We start from the raw sequence: 17,584 nt of genomic DNA, 5'->3' as shown, positions 1-17,584 counted from the left end.
GGCCGGGGCGTACCCGGCGGGGCGGGCGGTGAAGGTGCCGCGGCCCTGGGTACGGCTGCGCAGGCGGGTCGCGTAGCCGAACAGTTCGGCCAGCGGCACCGTCGCCGTGACGACCGCCGTGCCGGAGCGCGTCGTCGAGCCCGTGACGCGGCCACGGCGAGCGGCGAGGTCGCCGAGGACGGTGCCCACGGCGGCGTCGGGGACGGTGACCGTGAGCTCGACGACCGGTTCGAGCAGGGCCATGACGCCGCTGCGCAGCGCCTCCCGCAGCCCGAGGCGGCCCGCGGTGCGGAAGGCCGTCTCGGAGGAGTCGCGGGAGTGCGTGGCGCCGTCGGTCAGGGTGACCCGCACGCCCGTGACGGGGTGGCCGCCGAGGGGGCCCTCGGCGAGGGCGTCCCGGCAGCCGGCCTCGACCGCGCGGACGAACTCCTTCGGCACCCGCCCGCCGACGACCGTCGAGACGAACGCGAACGCGGCCTCCCCGTACGGCTCGACGTCCAGGACGACGTGCGCGAACTGCCCCGCACCGCCCTCCTGTTTGACGTGCCGGAAGACCAGCCCCGACACGCCGCGCACGAGCGTCTCCCGGTAGGCGACCTGCGGCCGTCCGACGCGGACGTCCAGCCCCCGCTCGCGGCGGATCTTCTCCACCGCTACCTCCAGGTGCAGTTCGCCCATGCCGGACAGGACGGTCTGCCCCGTCTCGGGGTCGGTCCGCACGGCCAGCGAGGGGTCCTCCTCGGCCAGCCGGGCCAGGGCCACGGCCAGGCGGTCGGTGTCGGTGTTGCGGGCGGCCTCGACCGCGACGAAGACGACGGGCTCGGCCACGGACGGCGGTTCGAGGACCAGGGGTGCCCCCGGGGCGCACAGGGTCGCGCCCGCGGCGGCGGACTTGACCCCGACCACCGCGACGATGTCCCCGGCGACCGCGGCGTCGACGTCGACGTGCCGGTCGGCCTGCACCCGCAGGATCCGGCCGATCCGCTCGGTGCGTCCGGCGCGCGTGTCCAGCACGGCGTCCCCCTTCCTGATCGTCCCCTCGTACACCCGCAGGTAGGTCAGCCGCCCGGTGGCGGTGACGTTCACCTTGAACACCAGCGCCGCGAACGGCGCCGCAGGGTCGGCCGCCTGGCGCACCGCCGGGACGTCCAGCGGCGACGGCAGGTAGTCGACGACGGCCTCCAGGAGCGGTTCGATCCCGCGGTTGCGGTACGCCGAGCCGCACAGCACCACGACGCCGTCGCCCGACAGCGTCAGGTCGCGCAGCGCGGAGCGCAGCGCCGCCTCCGACAGCACCGACCGTTCGCAGAACTCCTCGAACGCGGCCGCGTGCAGCTCCGCCACCGTCTCCTCCAGCACACGGCGGCGCCGCAGCGCCTCCTCGCGCAAGTCCTCCGGCACCGGGCCCTCGGCGTACGTGCCGTGGCCGTCGGCCCACACCAGGGCGCGCATGCGCAGCAGGTCCACGACGCCCGTGAAGCCGTCCTCACGCCCGATCGGCAGCTGGACGACGAGCGGCACGGTGTGCAGCCGCTCGCGCAGCGAACCGACAGCGGCGTCGAGGTCGGCGCCGGCGCGGTCCAGCTTGTTGACGAACGCGATCCGCGGCACGCCGTGCCGGTCGGCCCGCCGCCACACCGACTCGCTCTGCGGCTCCACGCCCGCGACGGCGTCGAAGACGGCGACCGCACCGTCCAGGACGCGCAGGGAGCGCTCCACCTCGTCGGAGAAGTCGACGTGGCCCGGGGTGTCGATCAGGTTGAGCCGGTGGCCGTCCCAGTCGCAGCTCACGGCGGCGGCGAAGATGGTGATGCCGCGGTCGCGCTCCTGCGGGTCGAAGTCGGTGACGGTCGTGCCGTCGTGTACCTCGCCGCGCTTGTGGGTGGCGCCGGTGAGGTAGAGGATCCGTTCGGTGACGGTGGTCTTGCCCGCGTCGACGTGGGCGAGGATGCCCAGGTTGCGGACGGCGGTCAGCGGATTGACGGTGCGCATGGCCCGGTGGCCTTTCGGGTGATCCGAACAGTGGGCGGCGCGATTCCCGCGATGCCCCCGTGTGCGGCAGGGCGTACCCGGCCGTCGGCCCCGGCTGCGCCGGTGCAGGGGGTCAGATGGTCGTCGCGGACTTCCGGTGCCGGCCGCGCAGCGGGCACCGGGCCTGCGAAGACACCAGGATCACCTCGTGGCGTGACGGGGGCACGACGGCTGCGGTGCGGCAACGCACGGCCGGGCTCCCTTCGTTCGTCACGGAGCGCGCCACGGTGTCGGGCGGCGCGCGATCAACGCGAGTGTAGTGAGCGGGACGCGACGGAAGCACCGGGTTTTCCCGGGGAGGCCTGAACCGTCCCCGCTGCCGCCGCATCGTCGCGCCCCCGACGGTTACCGGTGCCACGACATCGGCGCGTGCGGACCGTGAGCAGCGGTACGAGAGGGCGTGCGCGACCCGTGCACTCGGTCGAGGACCGGTACCGCCCGGCGACGGGTGCGGATCGAGCGGGCTTCACGCGCCCTGCGGAGTTGTGCCGCCACGGGCCGCGCTCTACCTGACGGAAGGCCATCAGGGCCCGCTGCGCGGGCCCCTCGGATGCAGGCTCCGCCACCGCGCCACCGCCGTTGCGGCGGGCCCAGGACGGTCAGGCCCCCCACCGCCACCGCCACCCGCACGCATGCTCCGTCCGGGTCCCGGCCCGGCGGAACCCTTCCCCCGGCTTCACCGCCACGGACGCGGGGAGCAGCGTGCCGGTACGACCACTCCGCACGGACACGGTCCGCAGCCTGGAAGGCGTTTGCCGACCGGGAGCCACGCGGCCCCGCGCCGCCGCCGTGACGGGCCAGCGAACCGGGGAGGCCCACCTGCCAGTTGGGCCGCTTCATGCCGGGAGGCCGGCCCTCGAAAGCCACCCGGCACTCAGCCGCCGGCCGAACCGCAGGCGCCCGGCCAGGCGTAGCCGGGCAGCAGGTGCCGCCAGCGGGCCGGAGCGGAGGGGCCGGCGAGGCGGCAGAGCACGGTGGTGCGGTGGCGGACGTCCGGGTCCCAGAGGCGGATCGTGCCGTCGTTGCCGGCGCTGGCCACGGTCGCGCCGTCGGGGCTGAAGGCGACGCTCCACGCGGCGCGGGTGTGCCCGGTGAGGGTGGCGGTCAGGCTCCGTGCCGCCGGGTCCCACAGCCGTACGGTGCGGTCGTTGCCGCTGCTGGCGAGGGTGCGGCCGTCGGGTGAGAAGGCGACGCCCCGGACGGACCCGGTGTGGCTGGTGAGGACCCCTGCGGCGCGGGCCCGCGGGACGTCCCACAGGCGGACGGTGCCGTCGTTGCCGCTGCTGGCGAGGGTCCGGCCGTCCGGGGCGAAGACGACGCCGCGCACGGAGCCGGTGTGACCGGTCAGGACGGAGCCGCGGCGCCCCGTCGTGGGGTGCCACAGGCGGAGCGTCAGGTCGTCGCTGCCGCTGGCCAGCAGTCGGCCGTCGCGGCTGAAGGCGAGGCAGTTCACGAAGTCGGTGTGCCCGGTGAGGGTGGCCGTGCGGCGCCCGCTCGCGGTGTCCCACAGGCGCACCGTGCGGTCGGCGCCGCCGGTGGCGAGGGTGTGCCCGTCGGGGCTGAAGGCGAGCGCGAAGACGGCGCCGTCGTGGCCGCGCAGCACGGCGCGGCTCCGCCGGGTCCGGGTGTCCCACAGCCGTACGGTGCGGTCGGCGCCCGCGGAGGCGAGCAGCCGGCCGTCGGGGCTGAAGCCGACGTCGTACACGGGGCCGCTGTGCCCGGTGAGGGTGTACGCGGGGGCGTGGCGCGCCATGTCCCAGACCCGTACGGTGCCGTCGCCGCCGGCCGAGGCCAGGGTGCGCCCGTCGGGGGCGTAGGCGGCCTTCCACACCTCGGTGACGGGTGAGGCGCCCAGCGTGCTGCGGCTGAGGTCCCACAGGACGACGGTGCGGTCGAAGCCCGCGGTGGCGAGGAGGTCGCCGTGGGCGGCCACGGCGACGGAGAGCACGTAGTCGGTGTGGCCGGTGAGGGTTTCGACGGGCAGGTGGGTGTGGACGTCCCAGCGGATGACGGTGCCGTCGCCGCCCGCGGAGACGACCGTGTGGCCGCCGGGCCCGAAGGCGAGCCCGTTCACGTCGTCGTCGTGCCCGGCGAGGGTGGTGGTGCGGCGCGGCGCGGTGACGTCCCGCAGGCGCACGGTGCGGTCCGCGCCGCCGCTGGCGAGGGTGCGACCGTCCGGGCTGAAGGCGAGGGCGAGCACGTCGCCGTTGTGGTCGCGCAGCACGGCCGTGCTCCGGCGGGTCCGGGTGTCCCACAGGCGCACCGTGCGGTCGGCGCCCGCGGAGGCGAGCGTCCGGCCGCCGGGGCGGTAGGCCAGCGCGAGGACCTCGTCGGTGTGCCCGGTGAGGACGGCCTTCCGGCGTCCGGTCGAGGCGTCCCACAGTCGTACGGTGCCGTCGGCTCCGCCCGAGGCCAGCGTGCGGCCGTCGGGTGCGAATGCCACGGCACGCACCGGCCCTTGATGTTCCGTCAGCACGGCGATCGTCCGGCGCTCCGGCACGGACCACAGCCGCAGGGTGCCGTCGGAACTCGCCGAAGCCAGCGTGCGGCCGTCCGGGGAGAAGGCGACCGACCGGACGGGGCCGCGGTGGCCGGTGAGGACGCCCGCCGCGGTCCGCCCGGCGACGTCCCACAGCCGTACCGTCCGGTCGGAGCCCGCCGACGCCAGCAGCTGGCCGTCCGGGGAGAACACCACCGCGTTCACGGCGGCCGTGTGGCCGGTCAGCCGCCCGGCGAAGGCGTTGGCCTGGGTGCTGAGCAGGGCGCTGCGGGCCTCGGTGGTGGGGGCGGTGCGGTAGGCGGCCTCGGCCAGCAGCATCGCGGCCTCCGGCCGCCCGGCGGCCAGTTCGGCGGAGCGGGCGGCCATCGCCTGGGAGAGCGCCGTGGCGCGCTGCCGGTCGGCGCCGAGCCGCTGCTCGACGGCGACGCCGCCCGCCAGTACCGCCAGCACCAGCAGGACGGCGAGCACGACGAGCCCGGTCCGCTGCTGCCGGGCCCGGCGCCGTACGAGGGTGCGCCGCAGGTCCTCCTCGTGGGCGGCCGCGGCGAGGAAGTCCGTCTCCACGGGGGCGAGTTCGCCGTCGCGGCGGCCGGGGCCCGCGGCCCACTCGCGGGCGGCGGCCAGTCGTGTGCCGCGGTGGAGCAGGGCGGGGTCGCGGCCTTCGCGTTCCCATTCGCGCGCGGCCGCGGCGAGTTGCTGGTGCAGCAGGAGATCCGCGCGGGCGGCGTGGATCCAGGTGCGCAGGCGCGGCCAGGCCCGCAGCAGCGCCTCGTGGACGATCTCGACGTGGTCGGTGCCGACGGTCAGCAGGCGTGCGGCGACGAAGGAGTCGAGCGCGGTACGGGCGGCGGTGGCGTCCGGCAGCCCGTCCAGCAGGTCGGCGGTGTCGCGGGGGCGCCGCGACTGCTCGTTGTCCTCGCCGACCCGGACCAGCCGCAGCAGCAGTCTGCGGGCGGCCAGTTGCTCGGCCGGGGACAGGGCGGTGAACAGCGCCTCGGCGGCGGTGGCGACGGAGCCGTGGATGCCGCCCGCCGCGAGGTAGCCCTCGACGGTCATGGTGCGGCCCGCGCGCTGCCGCCAGGTGGCCATCAGGGCGTGCGCGAGCAGCGGCAGCGCCCCGGGGTCGCCGCCGGGCCGGACGGCACCCGCCGGGTGCCCCGGGGACTCCGGGGACTCCGCGGCGCCCAGGTCCCGCAACAGGACCTCCACCAGGCCCGGTTCGAGCTCGGTGCCCTCCTCGCGCGCCGGGCGCACGATGCATTCGCGCAGCTCGTCCGGGCTCATCGCGCCCAGCGCGAACAGCCCGTCGCTGATGACGGGGACGAGCGCGGGGTACTCCAGGCAGCGTCCGGTGACGTCGGCCCGGATCCCGAGGACGACGAGGGCGTCACCGGACGCGGCGAGCCCGGTGAGGGCGGCGATGAAGGAGCGCCGCTCGGCCTCGTCGTCGCAGAGCGTGAACGTCTCCTCGAACTGGTCCACCACGACGACGCATCCTCCGCGCGGCGCGGCGACGAGGGCGGCGGCGCGTGCGGAGGCCGGCGCCTGTTCGCCCGTGTCCTGCGGCGTTCCGCCCGCGGCGGGCCCCAGGGCCTGCTCCATCGCGTGCCCGAGGCAGTCCAGGGGCCGCGCGGTGGGGGTGCAGAAGGCGACCGGCCACCGGCCGTACGGGCCGTCGGCCAGGGCGGGGAGCAGCCCGGCCCGCAGCAGCGAGGACTTCCCGGCCCCGGAGGGGGCGACCACGGCCAGCGGGCCCTGGCCGGCCCGTCGCCCGAGGCGTTCCACCAGGTCCGCGACGGCGCGTTCACGGCCGAAGAAGCGCCCCGCGTCCTCGGCGCCGTAGGCGGACAGCCCGGGATAGGGGCAAGGTGATACCTCGTCATCGACCTCTGAAAGGCGGGCACTTCGCGCCCCGGACTCGGGCGGCAGCAGGGCGAGCAGCGTCCCGCCGGCCTCCAGTGCCTCGTCGCAGCGCCGGGCGACGTCGGCGTTGACCGGCTTGCCACCCGTCTCGATCTTGCTCAGGTACCCCTTGCTGTAGTGGGTGCGCCGGGCCAGCGCCGACAGCGACAGGCCCCGCTCCAGGCGCAGTTCGCGCAGTGCCCGGCCGAAGGGCTCGATCGGCCTGTGTGGTGTCCGGTCCATCCCGTCCCCGCCGCGTACGGCGCGGAGGGCGCCGTCCCCTGTCCCCGGCCGCCCCGCCGGCGTGCCCGTCGGAAGGTGAGGAGTGCGCGGGGCGGGGCGTGGTTCCCAGGGTCGCGGGCGAAGGGGTGCGCACGGTCGAGAAATGGCCACGGGCCGGCGGGCCCCACCGCCCCCGTGAGCGGTGGGACCACGCCGGCCGTGGCGGACCGGGGTCGCTCAGATGGCGCCGCCCGGGGCGCCGCAGCTCGGCACGCCGGACAGCCAGGCGTCGCCGCGCATGTAGATGTTGGTGATCCAGCCCTGGTACTGCGGGAGGTACGACCAGACGTCGTTGGTGTAGCCCTCGGCCGTCACCTGCTCCGCGTGCTTCTGGCAGGACACGGCCACGTCGGTCGGACCCGCCAGCCGGGCCACCACGGCGGACCCGGCGGAGGGGTAGCTGTGGATCGCCACGCCGGTGCCCCAGGTGCCGTACGGGCTCGCCCCGGCCGGCGTGGAGGTGCCCTTGCCGTCGCAGGCGGGGACCCCGGCCAGCCAGGCGTCGCCGCGCATGTAGATGTTGGTGACCCAGCCGCCGTACTGCGGCAGGTAGGACCAGGCGTCGTTGGTGTACCCCTCGGACGTCACGGTCTGCGCGTGCGTCTGGCAGCTCACGGCGACGCTCGTCGGGCCGGCCAGCCGGGCCACCGTGGTGCCGGTGGTCGTGGACGGTTCCGAGCGGACCGCCACTCCGGTGCCCCAGGTGCTGAAGGCGCCGCCCTGCGAGACGTCGCCGCCGCCCCCGGAACCGGTCTGCGGGTCGTAGGCGGAGCCGGTGCAGGCGGGCACCTCCGGCAGCCAGGCCGGCCCCCTCAGGTAGATGTTGCTGATCCAGCCGCCGCGGTTGGACAGGTACGTCCAGGCGTCGTTGGTGTAGCCCTCGGCGGTGACGGTCTCCCCGTGCTGCTGGCACGTGGCGTACACCAGGTCCGGCCCGGACAGCCGGGTCACCAGCGCCGCCGTCTTGTTGGGGTGCTGCCGTACGGCCACGTCGGTGCCCCAGGTCACCTGGAGGGTGCCGTCGTAGCCGGGCGGCTCGGTGAAGGGGCCGCCCTGCGGCATGCGCGCCACCCCGACCAGGCGGTTGTTGTCGATGCGCGCGTTGATGTCGATCACCCGGACGGGGTGCTGCGACTGGTACGCCTCCACGACGTAGCCGCCGCCGAGGTAGAGCATCACGTGGCTGATGCTGTCGACCGTGCCGCCGACCCCGGTGAAGACGATGTCCCCCGGCTCCAGGTCGGAGACGGCCGGCTTGCCGCCCCCGCTGCCGTGCACCGCCTGGTAGGTGCGCCCGGCGCTCCGGTACATCGCCTCGGCGGTGCCGCCGCCGAGGATGTCCCACCCGACGGCCTTGTACCAGGCCCAGCGGACGAACCCCGAGCAGTCGAAGCCGCGCGTGTACGGGTCGTTCCAGGTCTCTTCCAGGTCGTGGATGTCGATGGTGCCGTAACTGATGCCGGGCGCGGGACCGTGCCCGCCGCCCCACGTGTACAGCGTGCGGTTGCGCCACTCCTGGCAGGCCGCGTCCACCGCCCGGTGCGCCTCGTCGGAGGCGATGCCCTGCAGGCTGCACCAGTTCTGCTCTCCGGTCCCGGCCGCGTGCGCGGCGGCGGCCGGGACGAGCGCGAGGAGCAGGGCGGTCACCACGGCGGCGACCAGCCCGCCTCCCCAGCGTCGTGCTCTCATGCGGTCTTCCCCCAAAGACGGGGCGGCGCCCGGCGCCGCCCTCGGTCGCGTGTCGGCCCTCACGGTGACCCCGGACGGACCGCCGGCACCAGGGGTTTCCCGTTTCCTCTTCGCCTCAAGGCCGGAAAACCCCTGGTGGGCGAGGTCGGCCGCGTGACCGTATGCGGTCGCGTTCAGCTGGGTTGGAAGAACGCGAGCATCTTCTTGCCGGCGTCCGGCGACATCAGCAGTTCCTGGATGTCCGCGGACATCCGGGCGGCAGCGCTGGTGCGTTCGAACATCTCGCGCTCGTATTCCTCGACGGCGGCGGGGAAGTCGTCCGGGTGCGCGGCCAGCGCGAGACCGAGCAGGGCGCCGTCGAGCAGCGCCATGTTGGCGCCCTCCCCCACCGGCGGCATCACGTGCGCGGCATCGCCGACCAGCGTGACGTCCGGCGTCGACGGCCAGGTCAGGCCGACCGGGAGAGTGGTGATCGACCGCGGGACGACCGTGTCGTCGCAGGCCGCGATCAACGCGGTGAACCGCGGGTCCCAGCCGGGGAGCAGGTCGATCAGCCGCGCCCGGGCGGCGGCCGGGTCGTCGAACGGGATGCCGCTGGTGGCGAACCAGTCCTCGGGGGTGTTGTAGAAACTGAGGCCGATGCGAACGCGGCCGTCGCCGTTGCGCTGTGCCGCCAGGGACAGTCCGTTGCCGAGCACCCAGTAGTTGCCGCGCCCGACCATCGCCGCGAGGTCGGGGTGCGTGCGGTCGATGTCGGGGATGCCGACCTCGACGACGTTCTGGCCCATGTGCACCGGGCGGGCGTCGGTGAGCAGCGGGCGGACCCGGGACTGCGCGCCGTCCGCGCCGACCAGCAGGTCGTACGCCGCACTGCTGCCGTCGGCGAAGTGCAGCAGGCCGTTGCCGGCGGATTGGAACGCGTGCCCCCAGCGCACCACGTCGTCGGGGAGGGAGTCCAGCAGCAGGTCGCGCAGATCGGCGCGGTCGACCTCGGGTCGCGCGAGCGGGGCGTCGTCGGGCGTGTCCTCCTGGAGCAGCAGGGTGCCGTCCGGCTCGAGAAGACGCATGTCCTGGCCTTCACCACGGGCGATCGCGTGGAACCGGTCGATCAGACCGGCCTCGCGCAGCGCCCGCTGGCCGGAGTGGATGTCGAGCATGCCGCCCTGACCGCGCGCACCGCGGGACGACTCACGTTCGTACACGACGGAATCCATGCCGTTCACGTGCAGCACACGGGCGAGAGCCAGGCCGCCGAGGCCGGCTCCGACGATGGCGATGGTCATGGCCGCTTCTCCTTCGATACGCCGTACGGATCGATACACTGTATCGGTCCGAGGCGATGTATGGTGAGCGGCATGTTGGTGTGGGAGAGGCCGGAGCCACCGAATCGACCTGTGCCGGCCCCGTTGAGCCGGGAGCGGATCGTGCGGGCGGCGATCCAACTGGCCGACGCGGAGGGCCTGGACGCGGTGTCGCTGCGCAAGGTCGCCACCGCGCTGGACGTCCGTCCGATGCGGCTGTACGGCTACATCGCGAGCAAGGAGGAGTTGCTCGACCTCATGGTCGACGCCGTCCACGCCGAGATCCGGCCGGTCGGGGACGGCTGGCGGGAGGTGCTCCGGTCCCTTGCCGAAGCCACCCGGCACGCCGCCCACGAGCACGAATGGCTCGCCGATCTGCTGGGCGGCCGACCCCAGCTCGGGCCGAACGCGCTGGCCAGTGGGGAGACCGTGGTGGCCGCACTGGGCGGGGTCGACGTGGACGCCGTCATGCCGGTGGTCGCCGCGGTCAACGCGTACGCGATCGGCGCGGTGCGCCGTGAGGTCGCCGAGCGGCGCGCCGAGCGGGCCACCGGGATGGACGAGACGCGCTGGCAGGCCTCACTCGGGCCCTACCTGGAGCGGACGTTCGCCACCGGCCGATTCCCCGCGCTGGCCACGGTGGTGCGCGACGCCGCCCACCTGGACGCCGACCACACCTTCCGGATCGGCCTCGACTTCCTGCTCGACGGCATCGAGGCCCGCATCTCGAGGTGACGCACGGCCGGAGCGGGTCCGCGCAGGGCGTGGGTTCGTGCGCGGGTCGTGTGCACGAAGTCCTCACGGAATGGGGTGGATTGCCCGCGCCGGGGAGCCGCCGCCCGCGTCACGGCGGGCACTTGTCTTGATCTCGCCGTACGGGTGCCGCTCCCGGGCGGCCGGGCCGCCGCCGCGCGGCCGCCCGCGCGACCTGTGGTTGCATTCCCGGGTGGACGAGGCGAGGGCAGGTGCGGCGATCCGGGTCCGGCGGCGGGAGGAGGGCGACCTCGACGCGTGCGTGCGGGTGCTCGCCGCGGTCCACGACCGGGACGGCTACCCGGTCGACTGGCCCGCCGCACCGGCCGCGTGGCTCTCCGGGGCGGCGCCGCTCGCCGCGTGGGTCGCCGAGTCGGACGGTGTCGTCGTGGGCCACGTCGGCCTCGGGGCGGGCAGCGGGAGCGACGCCGCGCCGGGACTGTGGAGCGCCCGCGAGGGCGCGGCTGCCGGAGCGACCGCGGTCGTGGGCCGGCTGTTCGTCGCCCCGGGGGCCCGGGGCCATGGCATCGGGGCGCTGCTGATGGCCGCGGCCGTCGAGGAGGCGCGGCTGCGCGGCCTGCACCCGGTGCTCGACGTCGTCGCGTCGGACACGGCCGCGGCCGCCCTGTACGAGCGGCTGGGATGGACGCTGCTGGCCACCGTCGAGCAGCGGTGGGGCCCGGACCGGCGGGTGGCCGTCCGCGCCTACGCCGCGCCGCGACCGGGCGGCTGACCGGCGCCTGCGGCGCGTCCGCCGCGGTTCAGCGGCGGACGCGGACGCCGTCGAGGGCGACGGAGAGGATGCGGTCGCGCTGGGCGTCGTCCGCGAAGTGCGTCGCGGAGATGCCGGAGACCATGCGGAGCAGGTCGTCGAAGGAGATGTCGGCGCGTGCCTCGCCGGCCTGCTGGGCGCGGTCGAAGAGCGGGCCGCCGGCCTGGAACATGGAGTCGCGGCAGGCCAGGAAGACGTCGGACTCGTTGTTGAGGGCCTCGCGGATGGCGCGCTTGGTGACGGTGTAGTCGACGAAGCGGCCCAGCCAGGAGGTGAGCGCCTCCCACGGCTCGTGGTCGGCGACCTCCTGGGCGACCCGGCACAGGTCGTTGACCTCGTCCGCGTAGACGGACTCGAAGAGGTGCCGCCGGGTGGGGAAGTTCCGGTAGAGGGTGGCGATGCCCACGCCCGCGCGACGGGCGATGTCCTCCAGCGAGGCCTCGGCGCCGTTCTCGGCGAAGGCCTCGCGGGCGGCCGCGAGCAGGGCGTCGTAGTTGCGCGCCGCGTCCCTGCGGTGCGGGCGCTGGGACGCGACGATCGCGCTGACGGGGAACGTGTCGGCCGTCACTGCTGCCTCCTGACCGGAACGTTTGAAGTGGAGGGTGGCCTCCGCTACAGTGGAGGCATACCTCCACTTTACCAGTCGGGGTGTCGTTCCCGTCGCCGCGTGCCCGGCACGCGGCGGTCAGGCGTACGCACCCCGGTGTGACCCCTTCCACGGGCCCTGCGCCGACGCATCGCCCGTCCCCCGGCTTTCCCAGGCTTTCCCCGGCGGCCGCCGCGCGCGGTCACCGTCTCCCAGGCTGCCCACGCGGCCCGTACGACCACGGCCGGACGGTCCCGGCCACGCCCCCGTTCGGAATCGGAGAGGCTTTCCATGCCACGCAAGTCCACCCGCCTCACCTTCGCGGTCCTCGCGACCGGTGCGGGCGTGTTCTCCATGCTCCAGTCGCTGATCGCGCCGGCCCTGCCGACCGTCCAGCACGCCCTGCACACCTCGCAGTCCACCGCGACCTGGGTGATGACGGCCTACCTGCTGTCCGCCTCGGTCTTCACCCCCATCCTCGGCCGGGTCGGCGACCTGGTCGGCAAGAAGCGCACGCTCGTCGCCGTCCTGGTGGTCCTGACGCTCGGCTGCCTGCTCGCCGCGCTCGCGCCGTCCATCGGCGTACTGATCATCGCCCGCGTCATCCAGGGCATCGGCGGCGCGCTGTTCCCGCTGTCCTTCGGGATCATCCGGGACGAGTTCACCGCGAGCGAGGTGGGCCCGAGCATCAGCAACCTGTCCGCCGTCATCGCCGCGGGCGGCGGCGTCGGCATCGTGGCGGCCGGCCCGATCGTCTCTGCGCTCGACTACCGCTGGCTGTTCTGGCTGCCCGTCGGCGTCGTCGCGATCACCGCGCTGATCGCCTTCCGCTACGTGCCCGAGTCCCCGAGCCGGGCCGAGGGACGCGTCAACTGGCTCGGCGCCGTCCTCCTGTCGGGCTGGCTCGTGGCGCTGCTGCTGCCGCTCAGCCAGGCCACCCAGTGGGGCTGGACCTCCGGCCGCGCCCTCGTCCTGTTCGCCACCGCGGTCGTCCTGTTCGCCCTGTGGCTGACGGCCGAGGCCCGTTCCCGCCACCCCCTGATCGACCTGCGCATCATGCGGCTGCGCGCCGTGTGGACCACCAACGCCGCCGGTCTCCTCTTCGGCGCGGGCATGTACTCGATCTGGTCCTTCCTCCCCGGCTTCGCCCAGACCCCGAGCGCCGCGGGCTACGGCTTCGGCGCCAGCGTGACGGGGGCCGGACTGCTGATGCTGCCGATGCTGGTGGCGATGTTCCTCTCCGGCGTCCTCAGCGGCCGCCTGGAGCCCGTGGTCGGCGCGAAGCGCCTGCTCACGGCGGGTGCCGCGCTGGGCGCCGTGGCCTGCGGCTTCCTCGCCGCCTGGCACGACCAGCAGTGGCAGGTGGCCTTCGCGGCCGGCATCTTCGGCCTCGGCATCGGCCTCGCCTTCGCCTCGATGGCCAACCTGATCGTGCGCAGCGTCCCGGCCGAGCAGACCGGCGCCGCGAGCGGCATGAACGCCAACATCCGCACGATCGGCGGTTCCATCGGCGCCGCGGTCACCAGCGTGCTCGTCACCAGCCGGCTCCAGCCCTCCGGCCTGCCCTACGCCTCCGGCTACACCCACGCGTTCAGCCTGCTGGCGGTGCTCTGCCTGGCGGCCGCCCTGGCCGCGCTCCTCGTCCCGGTCCACCGCGCCACCGCCCGCCACGCCGCGACCGCGACCGCGCCGGCCCCGGCGGAAGCCGAACCCGTGGCGTCCGGCGCCCGCGGCTGACGGACACCCCCGGGCGGGCGGGTGCGGCGCCTCACGCAGGCCGTCGCACCCGCCCGTGCCCGCGATCACCAACCGGCCCCGGGCCCAGCCCGCCGCAGGCAGGAGCGCGCGCCCATACCCGCCATCGCTCGCCGCCTGCTCGGCCAAGTACCGCGCCGCCAAGACCCCTTCGGCCCTTCGGCGGTGCTCCTCGTTCCGCGCCACCGCCCGGCGCACCATGTGCCGGGCCCCGGCGAAACCGGACCCGTGGCATCGGGCGCACGCAGCCGACCCCACACTCGGGCGCGCAACGCGCCCGTACCGCGGCCACCGGCCCCCCGGCGGGGAGCCGGCCGTCACTCCCCCGGTTCGGACAGGTGCTCCCGCCGCCACTTCGGGTGCTGTTCGTAGAGCTCGACCCACTGGGACCAGGCCGGGTCGGCCAGCATGATGGCGAGGGCGTCCTCGGGGCTGCACCGCCCGGGGCCGAGCACGTGGCGGGTGATGACGACGGCGGCCGGCGGACCCACCTCGGCGGCCAGCCGCCTCTGCATGCCCGCCATGCCCTCGCGCTCGTGGACGCCGCGGTACTCGGCGAGCCAGGGCGCCATCCACCAGGCCCGCAGGGCGGGGCCCTGCGGGGCGGCGTCGAACGTCGGGGCCAGGGCCGCGGTCAGGCGGCGGCCGTACGCGGCCGCATCGCCGCCGAGCCGGGGGTACTCCGCCGCGAAGTGCCGCCACTCCACCTCCGGGACCAGGTCCCCGAGCGCGTCCGCGGTGACGGGGTGCAGCGCGTACCAGCCCTCGGCGTCGAGGAAGACGTCACGCAGCACCTCCGGCCGCAGCCGGCAGGACTCGGCGAGCAGCACCGCGTCGTACAGGTCCTTGCCCTGCGGATGCCTGTCGCTGACCAGCCACATCAGCTTCCACGCCAGCGACAGTTCCGGGGAGACCCCGAGCACCGCTGCCTGCGGGCCGCCCGCCGACAGGGCGGGGAGCGGGAAGCGCTCCGGCGGTGTGGGCAGCCGCTCGTTGAAGACGACGTCGAGCTGGACGATCCCGCCGGGCAGCCCGTCCGCCGTCCACGGCAGGACGAGCCGGCGCCCGGGCACGCGGTCGTACGTCCAGATGTCCTCGGCGACCGCGTCCGCGGCGGCGATCCGTACCGGCCCGGACGCGGAGACGTGCCCGGCCGCGCGGGCGATGCCCTCGAACAGCCCGGTCGTGCGCGGCTCCTCGATCCGCCACTCCCGCGGCACGACGACGAAGTCCAGGTCGCCGGGCTCCCGTGCGGCGTCCCCGAACCAGGCGCGCAGCAGCCTGCTGCCGCGCAGCACCAGATGCTCCGCCCACGGCGAGTCCGCGACGGCCGCGAGCACGAGGTCCGTCGCCCGGCGCCGGGCCTCCAGCCAGCCCGCCTCCACCCCGGGGTCCGGGAAGCGCGGGTCGGCCGCCCGGTACGCGTTGGGGTACTGCTGCAACGCCGGGTCGAACACCGGCCGCTGCACGGCCCGCGCGTCCTGGACGGCCCGCAGTGTCAACGGCACGCCCGCCCGAAGGCGTTGCCGGTGGTCGAGCGGCGCCTGCGGCACCTCGGTGGCCGTCCAGTCGAAGCGCTTCCACGACCGGTCCATGACGCGGCCCCCCCCTCTTCTCCGGATTCCCGTCGCCGGGTCCAAGCCTCACGAACCGCCGCGTCCCCCCGCAACTCCGTTCCGCTCCGCGGCGCCGCCGTCCGGGCCGCCGTCCGGTTGCGCGGCGCAATGATCGGTGACGTCGCGCCGCGAGCCGAGTACCGTACGCGCAATGCGGATCCTGCATCTCTCCGACACCCATCTCGATCGCTTCGGTGCGCCGAGGGCGGGTGGTGTCAACGCGAGGGAGTCGCTGCGCGGTCTGCTGAACGACCTGGAGCCGGTCGCGGACATCGACGTCATCGTCATCAGCGGCGACATCGCCGACGACGGGTCGCTGGACGCGTACATCTCCGTGCGCGACATCGTCCGGGACTTCGCCCTGCGGCGGCGGGCACCGGTGTTCTACAGCACCGGCAACCACGACGAGCGCCGTGCCTTCGCGCGGGCGCTGGGCAGCGGGCACCTGCGTCCCGAGGGCGGCAACCACGCCCGGGCGATGCTCACCTCGCCCGCCGGGGAGCGGGCGGCCGTGAGCCTGGTCGACGGCTTCCGCTTCATCACCCTGGACTCGCTCGTGCCGGGCATGGGGTACGGCCTGCTCGGCGGGGCCCAGCTCGACTGGCTCCGCGAGGTCCTGGCCACCCCGGCCCCCATGGGCAGTGTGCTGGTGCTGCACCATCCGCCGATCGCCCTCGACGTCGAGGTGCAGCACGCGCTGGGACTGCGGAACGCCGCCGAGCTGGCCGACGCGATCCGCGGCACGGACGTGCGGCTGATCCTGTGCGGCCACTTCCACCTCCAGCTGTCCGGGCACCTGGAGTCGGTGCCGGTGTGGGTGACCCCGGGGGTCGTCGGGCGGGTCGACCTCACCGCGCCGCCCGGCACCGAGCGTGCCGTCCGGGGGGCCTCGGCCACCCTGGTCCAGATCGGCGCCCACGGGGGGCCCTTGTTCCACACCCTCCACGCGCGCGACCCGAGGGCGGGCGAGACGATCTACGAGCTCGACCGGGAGCAGCTCCGTACGATCATCGACCGGCTCGGGCCGAACGCCTGGACCGCACCCGGGAACTGACTCCCCGAGGACTCGGCCTCACCGCACGTCACGGCGCGAACACCCGCCGCGGCGAACGAAAGGGAAATCCCCGGGGAATTCGGTCCTGTTCGAGGACCCGGATCACGCCAACTTTGTTCGCAACAGCAAACGCTGACCCTCGCACGCCCCAGGGCCCCGCGGCACCCCGTACCGCCGTCCGCCCGGTGACAGCGGCGGCGGACCCCCGGTAACACCGGAGCCGGGCCGTGGCCGGAATCCACCCGCCTCGACCGGCCCGCCGATAGTTATTACCCACGGGTAGTAGCGTCGACTCCAGCGCGCAACACACAACTGGTCCGATCGACCGAACCTGCCCATGCACGGTGAAACGCCGGGAAGACCAACGGAGTTGTTGTCCGATGCCAGTCTTACAAGCACCCACGGACGAGCGCGCCACCCACCGCTTCGGCGACGCCGCGGTGACCTGGACCGCCCGCCTGCGGACGGTCGAACAGGACCCCTTCTTCTTCGACCACCCCCTCGACCACCTGCCCGCGGCCCTGCTGATCGACGGGGCCACCGAACTCGTCGAGCGCGTCGCCGGGGCGGACGCGGACTCCCGTCCCGCCTGGCGGGTCCACGCACTGGAGCTGGAGTTCGGCCGCTTCACCGAGAAGCACCTCCCCGTGGAGATCACCGCACGTGCCCTGCCCGGGACGCCCGGCGGGTGGCGCGTCCACTGCCTGCAGCAGGACCGCGCGGTCTGCGACGGACGGATCCACGCGGTGGCCGTCCCGGCCCCGGGGAGCCCGGCGGCCGTGGGACTGCCCGGACCGCGGGCCGGCGAGGACCGGGGGCCGCGCCGGGACACCATGGTCGCCCCCGAACTGGTCCACCGCCACCGGCCCGAGAACGTCCTGCTCGCCGGCTACCGCAACCACGGCCCCGGCGGCTACAGCGCCGAGTTGCTCTCCCCGCCCCGCGGTCACCATCTGCGCGCCCGCTCCGGCGGAACCGGCGTGGAGCTGCGATCGCTGACCGAACTCACCGAGGCGGCGCGGCAGTTCGTGACGCTGTTGGGCCACCAGTCGCGCCGGGTGGACTTCGACCGCCGCTACGTCGTCGCCTCGCTGCGCGCCGCCACCGCCCGTCCCGTACGCCGCGCGGAGCGGGTCCGGCTGTGGACGGACTCCCTGCCCCCGGTCTGCGGCGGTGACGTCCGCGTCCGGTTCAGCGCGAGCGGCGGTCCGGTCGGCGAGGCCCGCTTCAGCGGGTACGCGATGTCCCCCGCCGCGTACCGCAGGCTGCGCGGCGCCTCCGCGGGAGGCACCCGATGACCCACGACTCCGGGCCGGAACCCCCCCTGGCTCTTAAAAAAAACT

11 protein-coding genes are annotated in these 17,584 nt (G+C 74.9%); 5 read left to right on the top strand and 6 right to left on the bottom strand.

Annotated features, from left to right (window positions below; genetic code table 11):
- The 4 genes from fusA to PV350_RS33985 form a co-directional block, all read right to left on the bottom strand.
- The coding region (gene fusA / locus PV350_RS34000; RefSeq protein WP_500337468.1) for an elongation factor G at positions 1-1,992 on the bottom strand (1,992 nt) is incomplete at its 3' end.
- Positions 1,993-2,905: 913 nt separating this feature from the next.
- The gene (locus PV350_RS33995; protein WP_500337467.1) at positions 2,906-6,676 is read right to left on the bottom strand and encodes an nSTAND1 domain-containing NTPase; all 3,771 of its coding nucleotides are present in this window, start codon (positions 6,674-6,676) and stop codon (positions 2,906-2,908) included.
- Positions 6,677-6,892: 216 nt separating this feature from the next.
- The gene (locus tag PV350_RS33990; protein WP_500337466.1) at positions 6,893-8,404 is read right to left on the bottom strand and encodes an NlpC/P60 family protein; all 1,512 of its coding nucleotides are present in this window, start codon (positions 8,402-8,404) and stop codon (positions 6,893-6,895) included.
- A 173-nt stretch (positions 8,405-8,577) separates the two neighbouring features.
- Positions 8,578-9,687 (bottom strand): FAD-dependent oxidoreductase, encoded by a 1,110-nt coding sequence (locus tag PV350_RS33985; protein ID WP_500337465.1) that lies wholly within the window; start codon positions 9,685-9,687, stop codon positions 8,578-8,580.
- Positions 9,688-9,759: 72 nt separating this feature from the next.
- Between PV350_RS33985 and PV350_RS33980 the strand changes: the two genes are divergently transcribed.
- Both PV350_RS33980 and PV350_RS33975 read left to right on the top strand, forming a co-directional pair.
- Complete coding sequence (locus tag PV350_RS33980; protein ID WP_500337464.1) at positions 9,760-10,440, top strand: TetR/AcrR family transcriptional regulator; 681 nt, start codon at positions 9,760-9,762, stop codon at positions 10,438-10,440.
- A gap of 211 nt (positions 10,441-10,651) precedes the next feature.
- Entirely contained in the window at positions 10,652-11,191 is a 540-nt protein-coding gene (locus PV350_RS33975; protein ID WP_500337463.1) for a GNAT family N-acetyltransferase, read from the top strand.
- Between the two features lie 28 nt (positions 11,192-11,219).
- Here PV350_RS33975 and PV350_RS33970 read toward each other — a convergent pair whose 3' ends face one another.
- Entirely contained in the window at positions 11,220-11,798 is a 579-nt protein-coding gene (locus PV350_RS33970; protein WP_500337462.1) for a TetR/AcrR family transcriptional regulator, read from the bottom strand.
- 309 nt (positions 11,799-12,107) lie between these two features.
- Between PV350_RS33970 and PV350_RS33965 the strand changes: the two genes are divergently transcribed.
- Positions 12,108-13,553 carry an MFS transporter gene (locus tag PV350_RS33965; protein WP_499515094.1) on the top strand — a complete coding sequence of 482 codons (1,446 nt, stop codon included), beginning with the start codon at positions 12,108-12,110 and terminating at the stop codon, positions 13,551-13,553.
- Between the two features lie 335 nt (positions 13,554-13,888).
- On the opposite strand, the gene PV350_RS33960 is transcribed toward PV350_RS33965, so the two are convergent.
- Positions 13,889-15,166: a nucleotidyl transferase AbiEii/AbiGii toxin family protein gene (locus tag PV350_RS33960; protein WP_500337461.1), complete on the bottom strand. Its 1,278-nt coding sequence runs from the start codon at positions 15,164-15,166 to the stop codon at positions 13,889-13,891.
- 172 nt (positions 15,167-15,338) lie between these two features.
- Here PV350_RS33960 and PV350_RS33955 point away from each other — a divergent pair, with 172 nt between their 5' ends.
- Positions 15,339-16,241: a metallophosphoesterase family protein gene (locus PV350_RS33955; protein ID WP_499515092.1), complete on the top strand. Its 903-nt coding sequence runs from the start codon at positions 15,339-15,341 to the stop codon at positions 16,239-16,241.
- 380 nt (positions 16,242-16,621) lie between these two features.
- The gene (locus PV350_RS33950; protein ID WP_500337460.1) at positions 16,622-17,539 is read left to right on the top strand and encodes an AfsA-related hotdog domain-containing protein; all 918 of its coding nucleotides are present in this window, start codon (positions 16,622-16,624) and stop codon (positions 17,537-17,539) included.
- The last annotated feature ends 45 nt before the right edge of the window (positions 17,540-17,584 follow it).

Origin of the sequence: Streptomyces sp. PA03-6a, from assembly GCF_033792765.1 — a bacterium.
Classification (GTDB): domain Bacteria; phylum Actinomycetota; class Actinomycetes; order Streptomycetales; family Streptomycetaceae; genus Actinacidiphila.
The sequence above is the reverse complement of the archived record's forward strand: the minus strand, read 5'-3'. Positions and strand labels throughout refer to the sequence as shown.

Bases quoted from the DNA above. Each gene is read 5' to 3' on its own strand.
- PV350_RS33995 (WP_500337467.1), bottom strand. From the start codon at position 6,676: ATGGACCGGACACCACACAGGCCGATCGAGCCCTTCGGCCGGGCACTG.
- PV350_RS33990 (WP_500337466.1), bottom strand. From the start codon at position 8,404: ATGAGAGCACGACGCTGGGGAGGCGGGCTGGTCGCCGCCGTGGTGACC.
- PV350_RS33985 (WP_500337465.1), bottom strand. From the start codon at position 9,687: ATGACCATCGCCATCGTCGGAGCCGGCCTCGGCGGCCTGGCTCTCGCC.
- PV350_RS33980 (WP_500337464.1), top strand. From the start codon at position 9,760: ATGTTGGTGTGGGAGAGGCCGGAGCCACCGAATCGACCTGTGCCGGCC.
- PV350_RS33965 (WP_499515094.1), top strand. From the start codon at position 12,108: ATGCCACGCAAGTCCACCCGCCTCACCTTCGCGGTCCTCGCGACCGGT.
- PV350_RS33960 (WP_500337461.1), bottom strand. From the start codon at position 15,166: ATGGACCGGTCGTGGAAGCGCTTCGACTGGACGGCCACCGAGGTGCCG.
- PV350_RS33955 (WP_499515092.1), top strand. From the start codon at position 15,339: ATGCGGATCCTGCATCTCTCCGACACCCATCTCGATCGCTTCGGTGCG.
- PV350_RS33950 (WP_500337460.1), top strand. From the start codon at position 16,622: ATGCCAGTCTTACAAGCACCCACGGACGAGCGCGCCACCCACCGCTTC.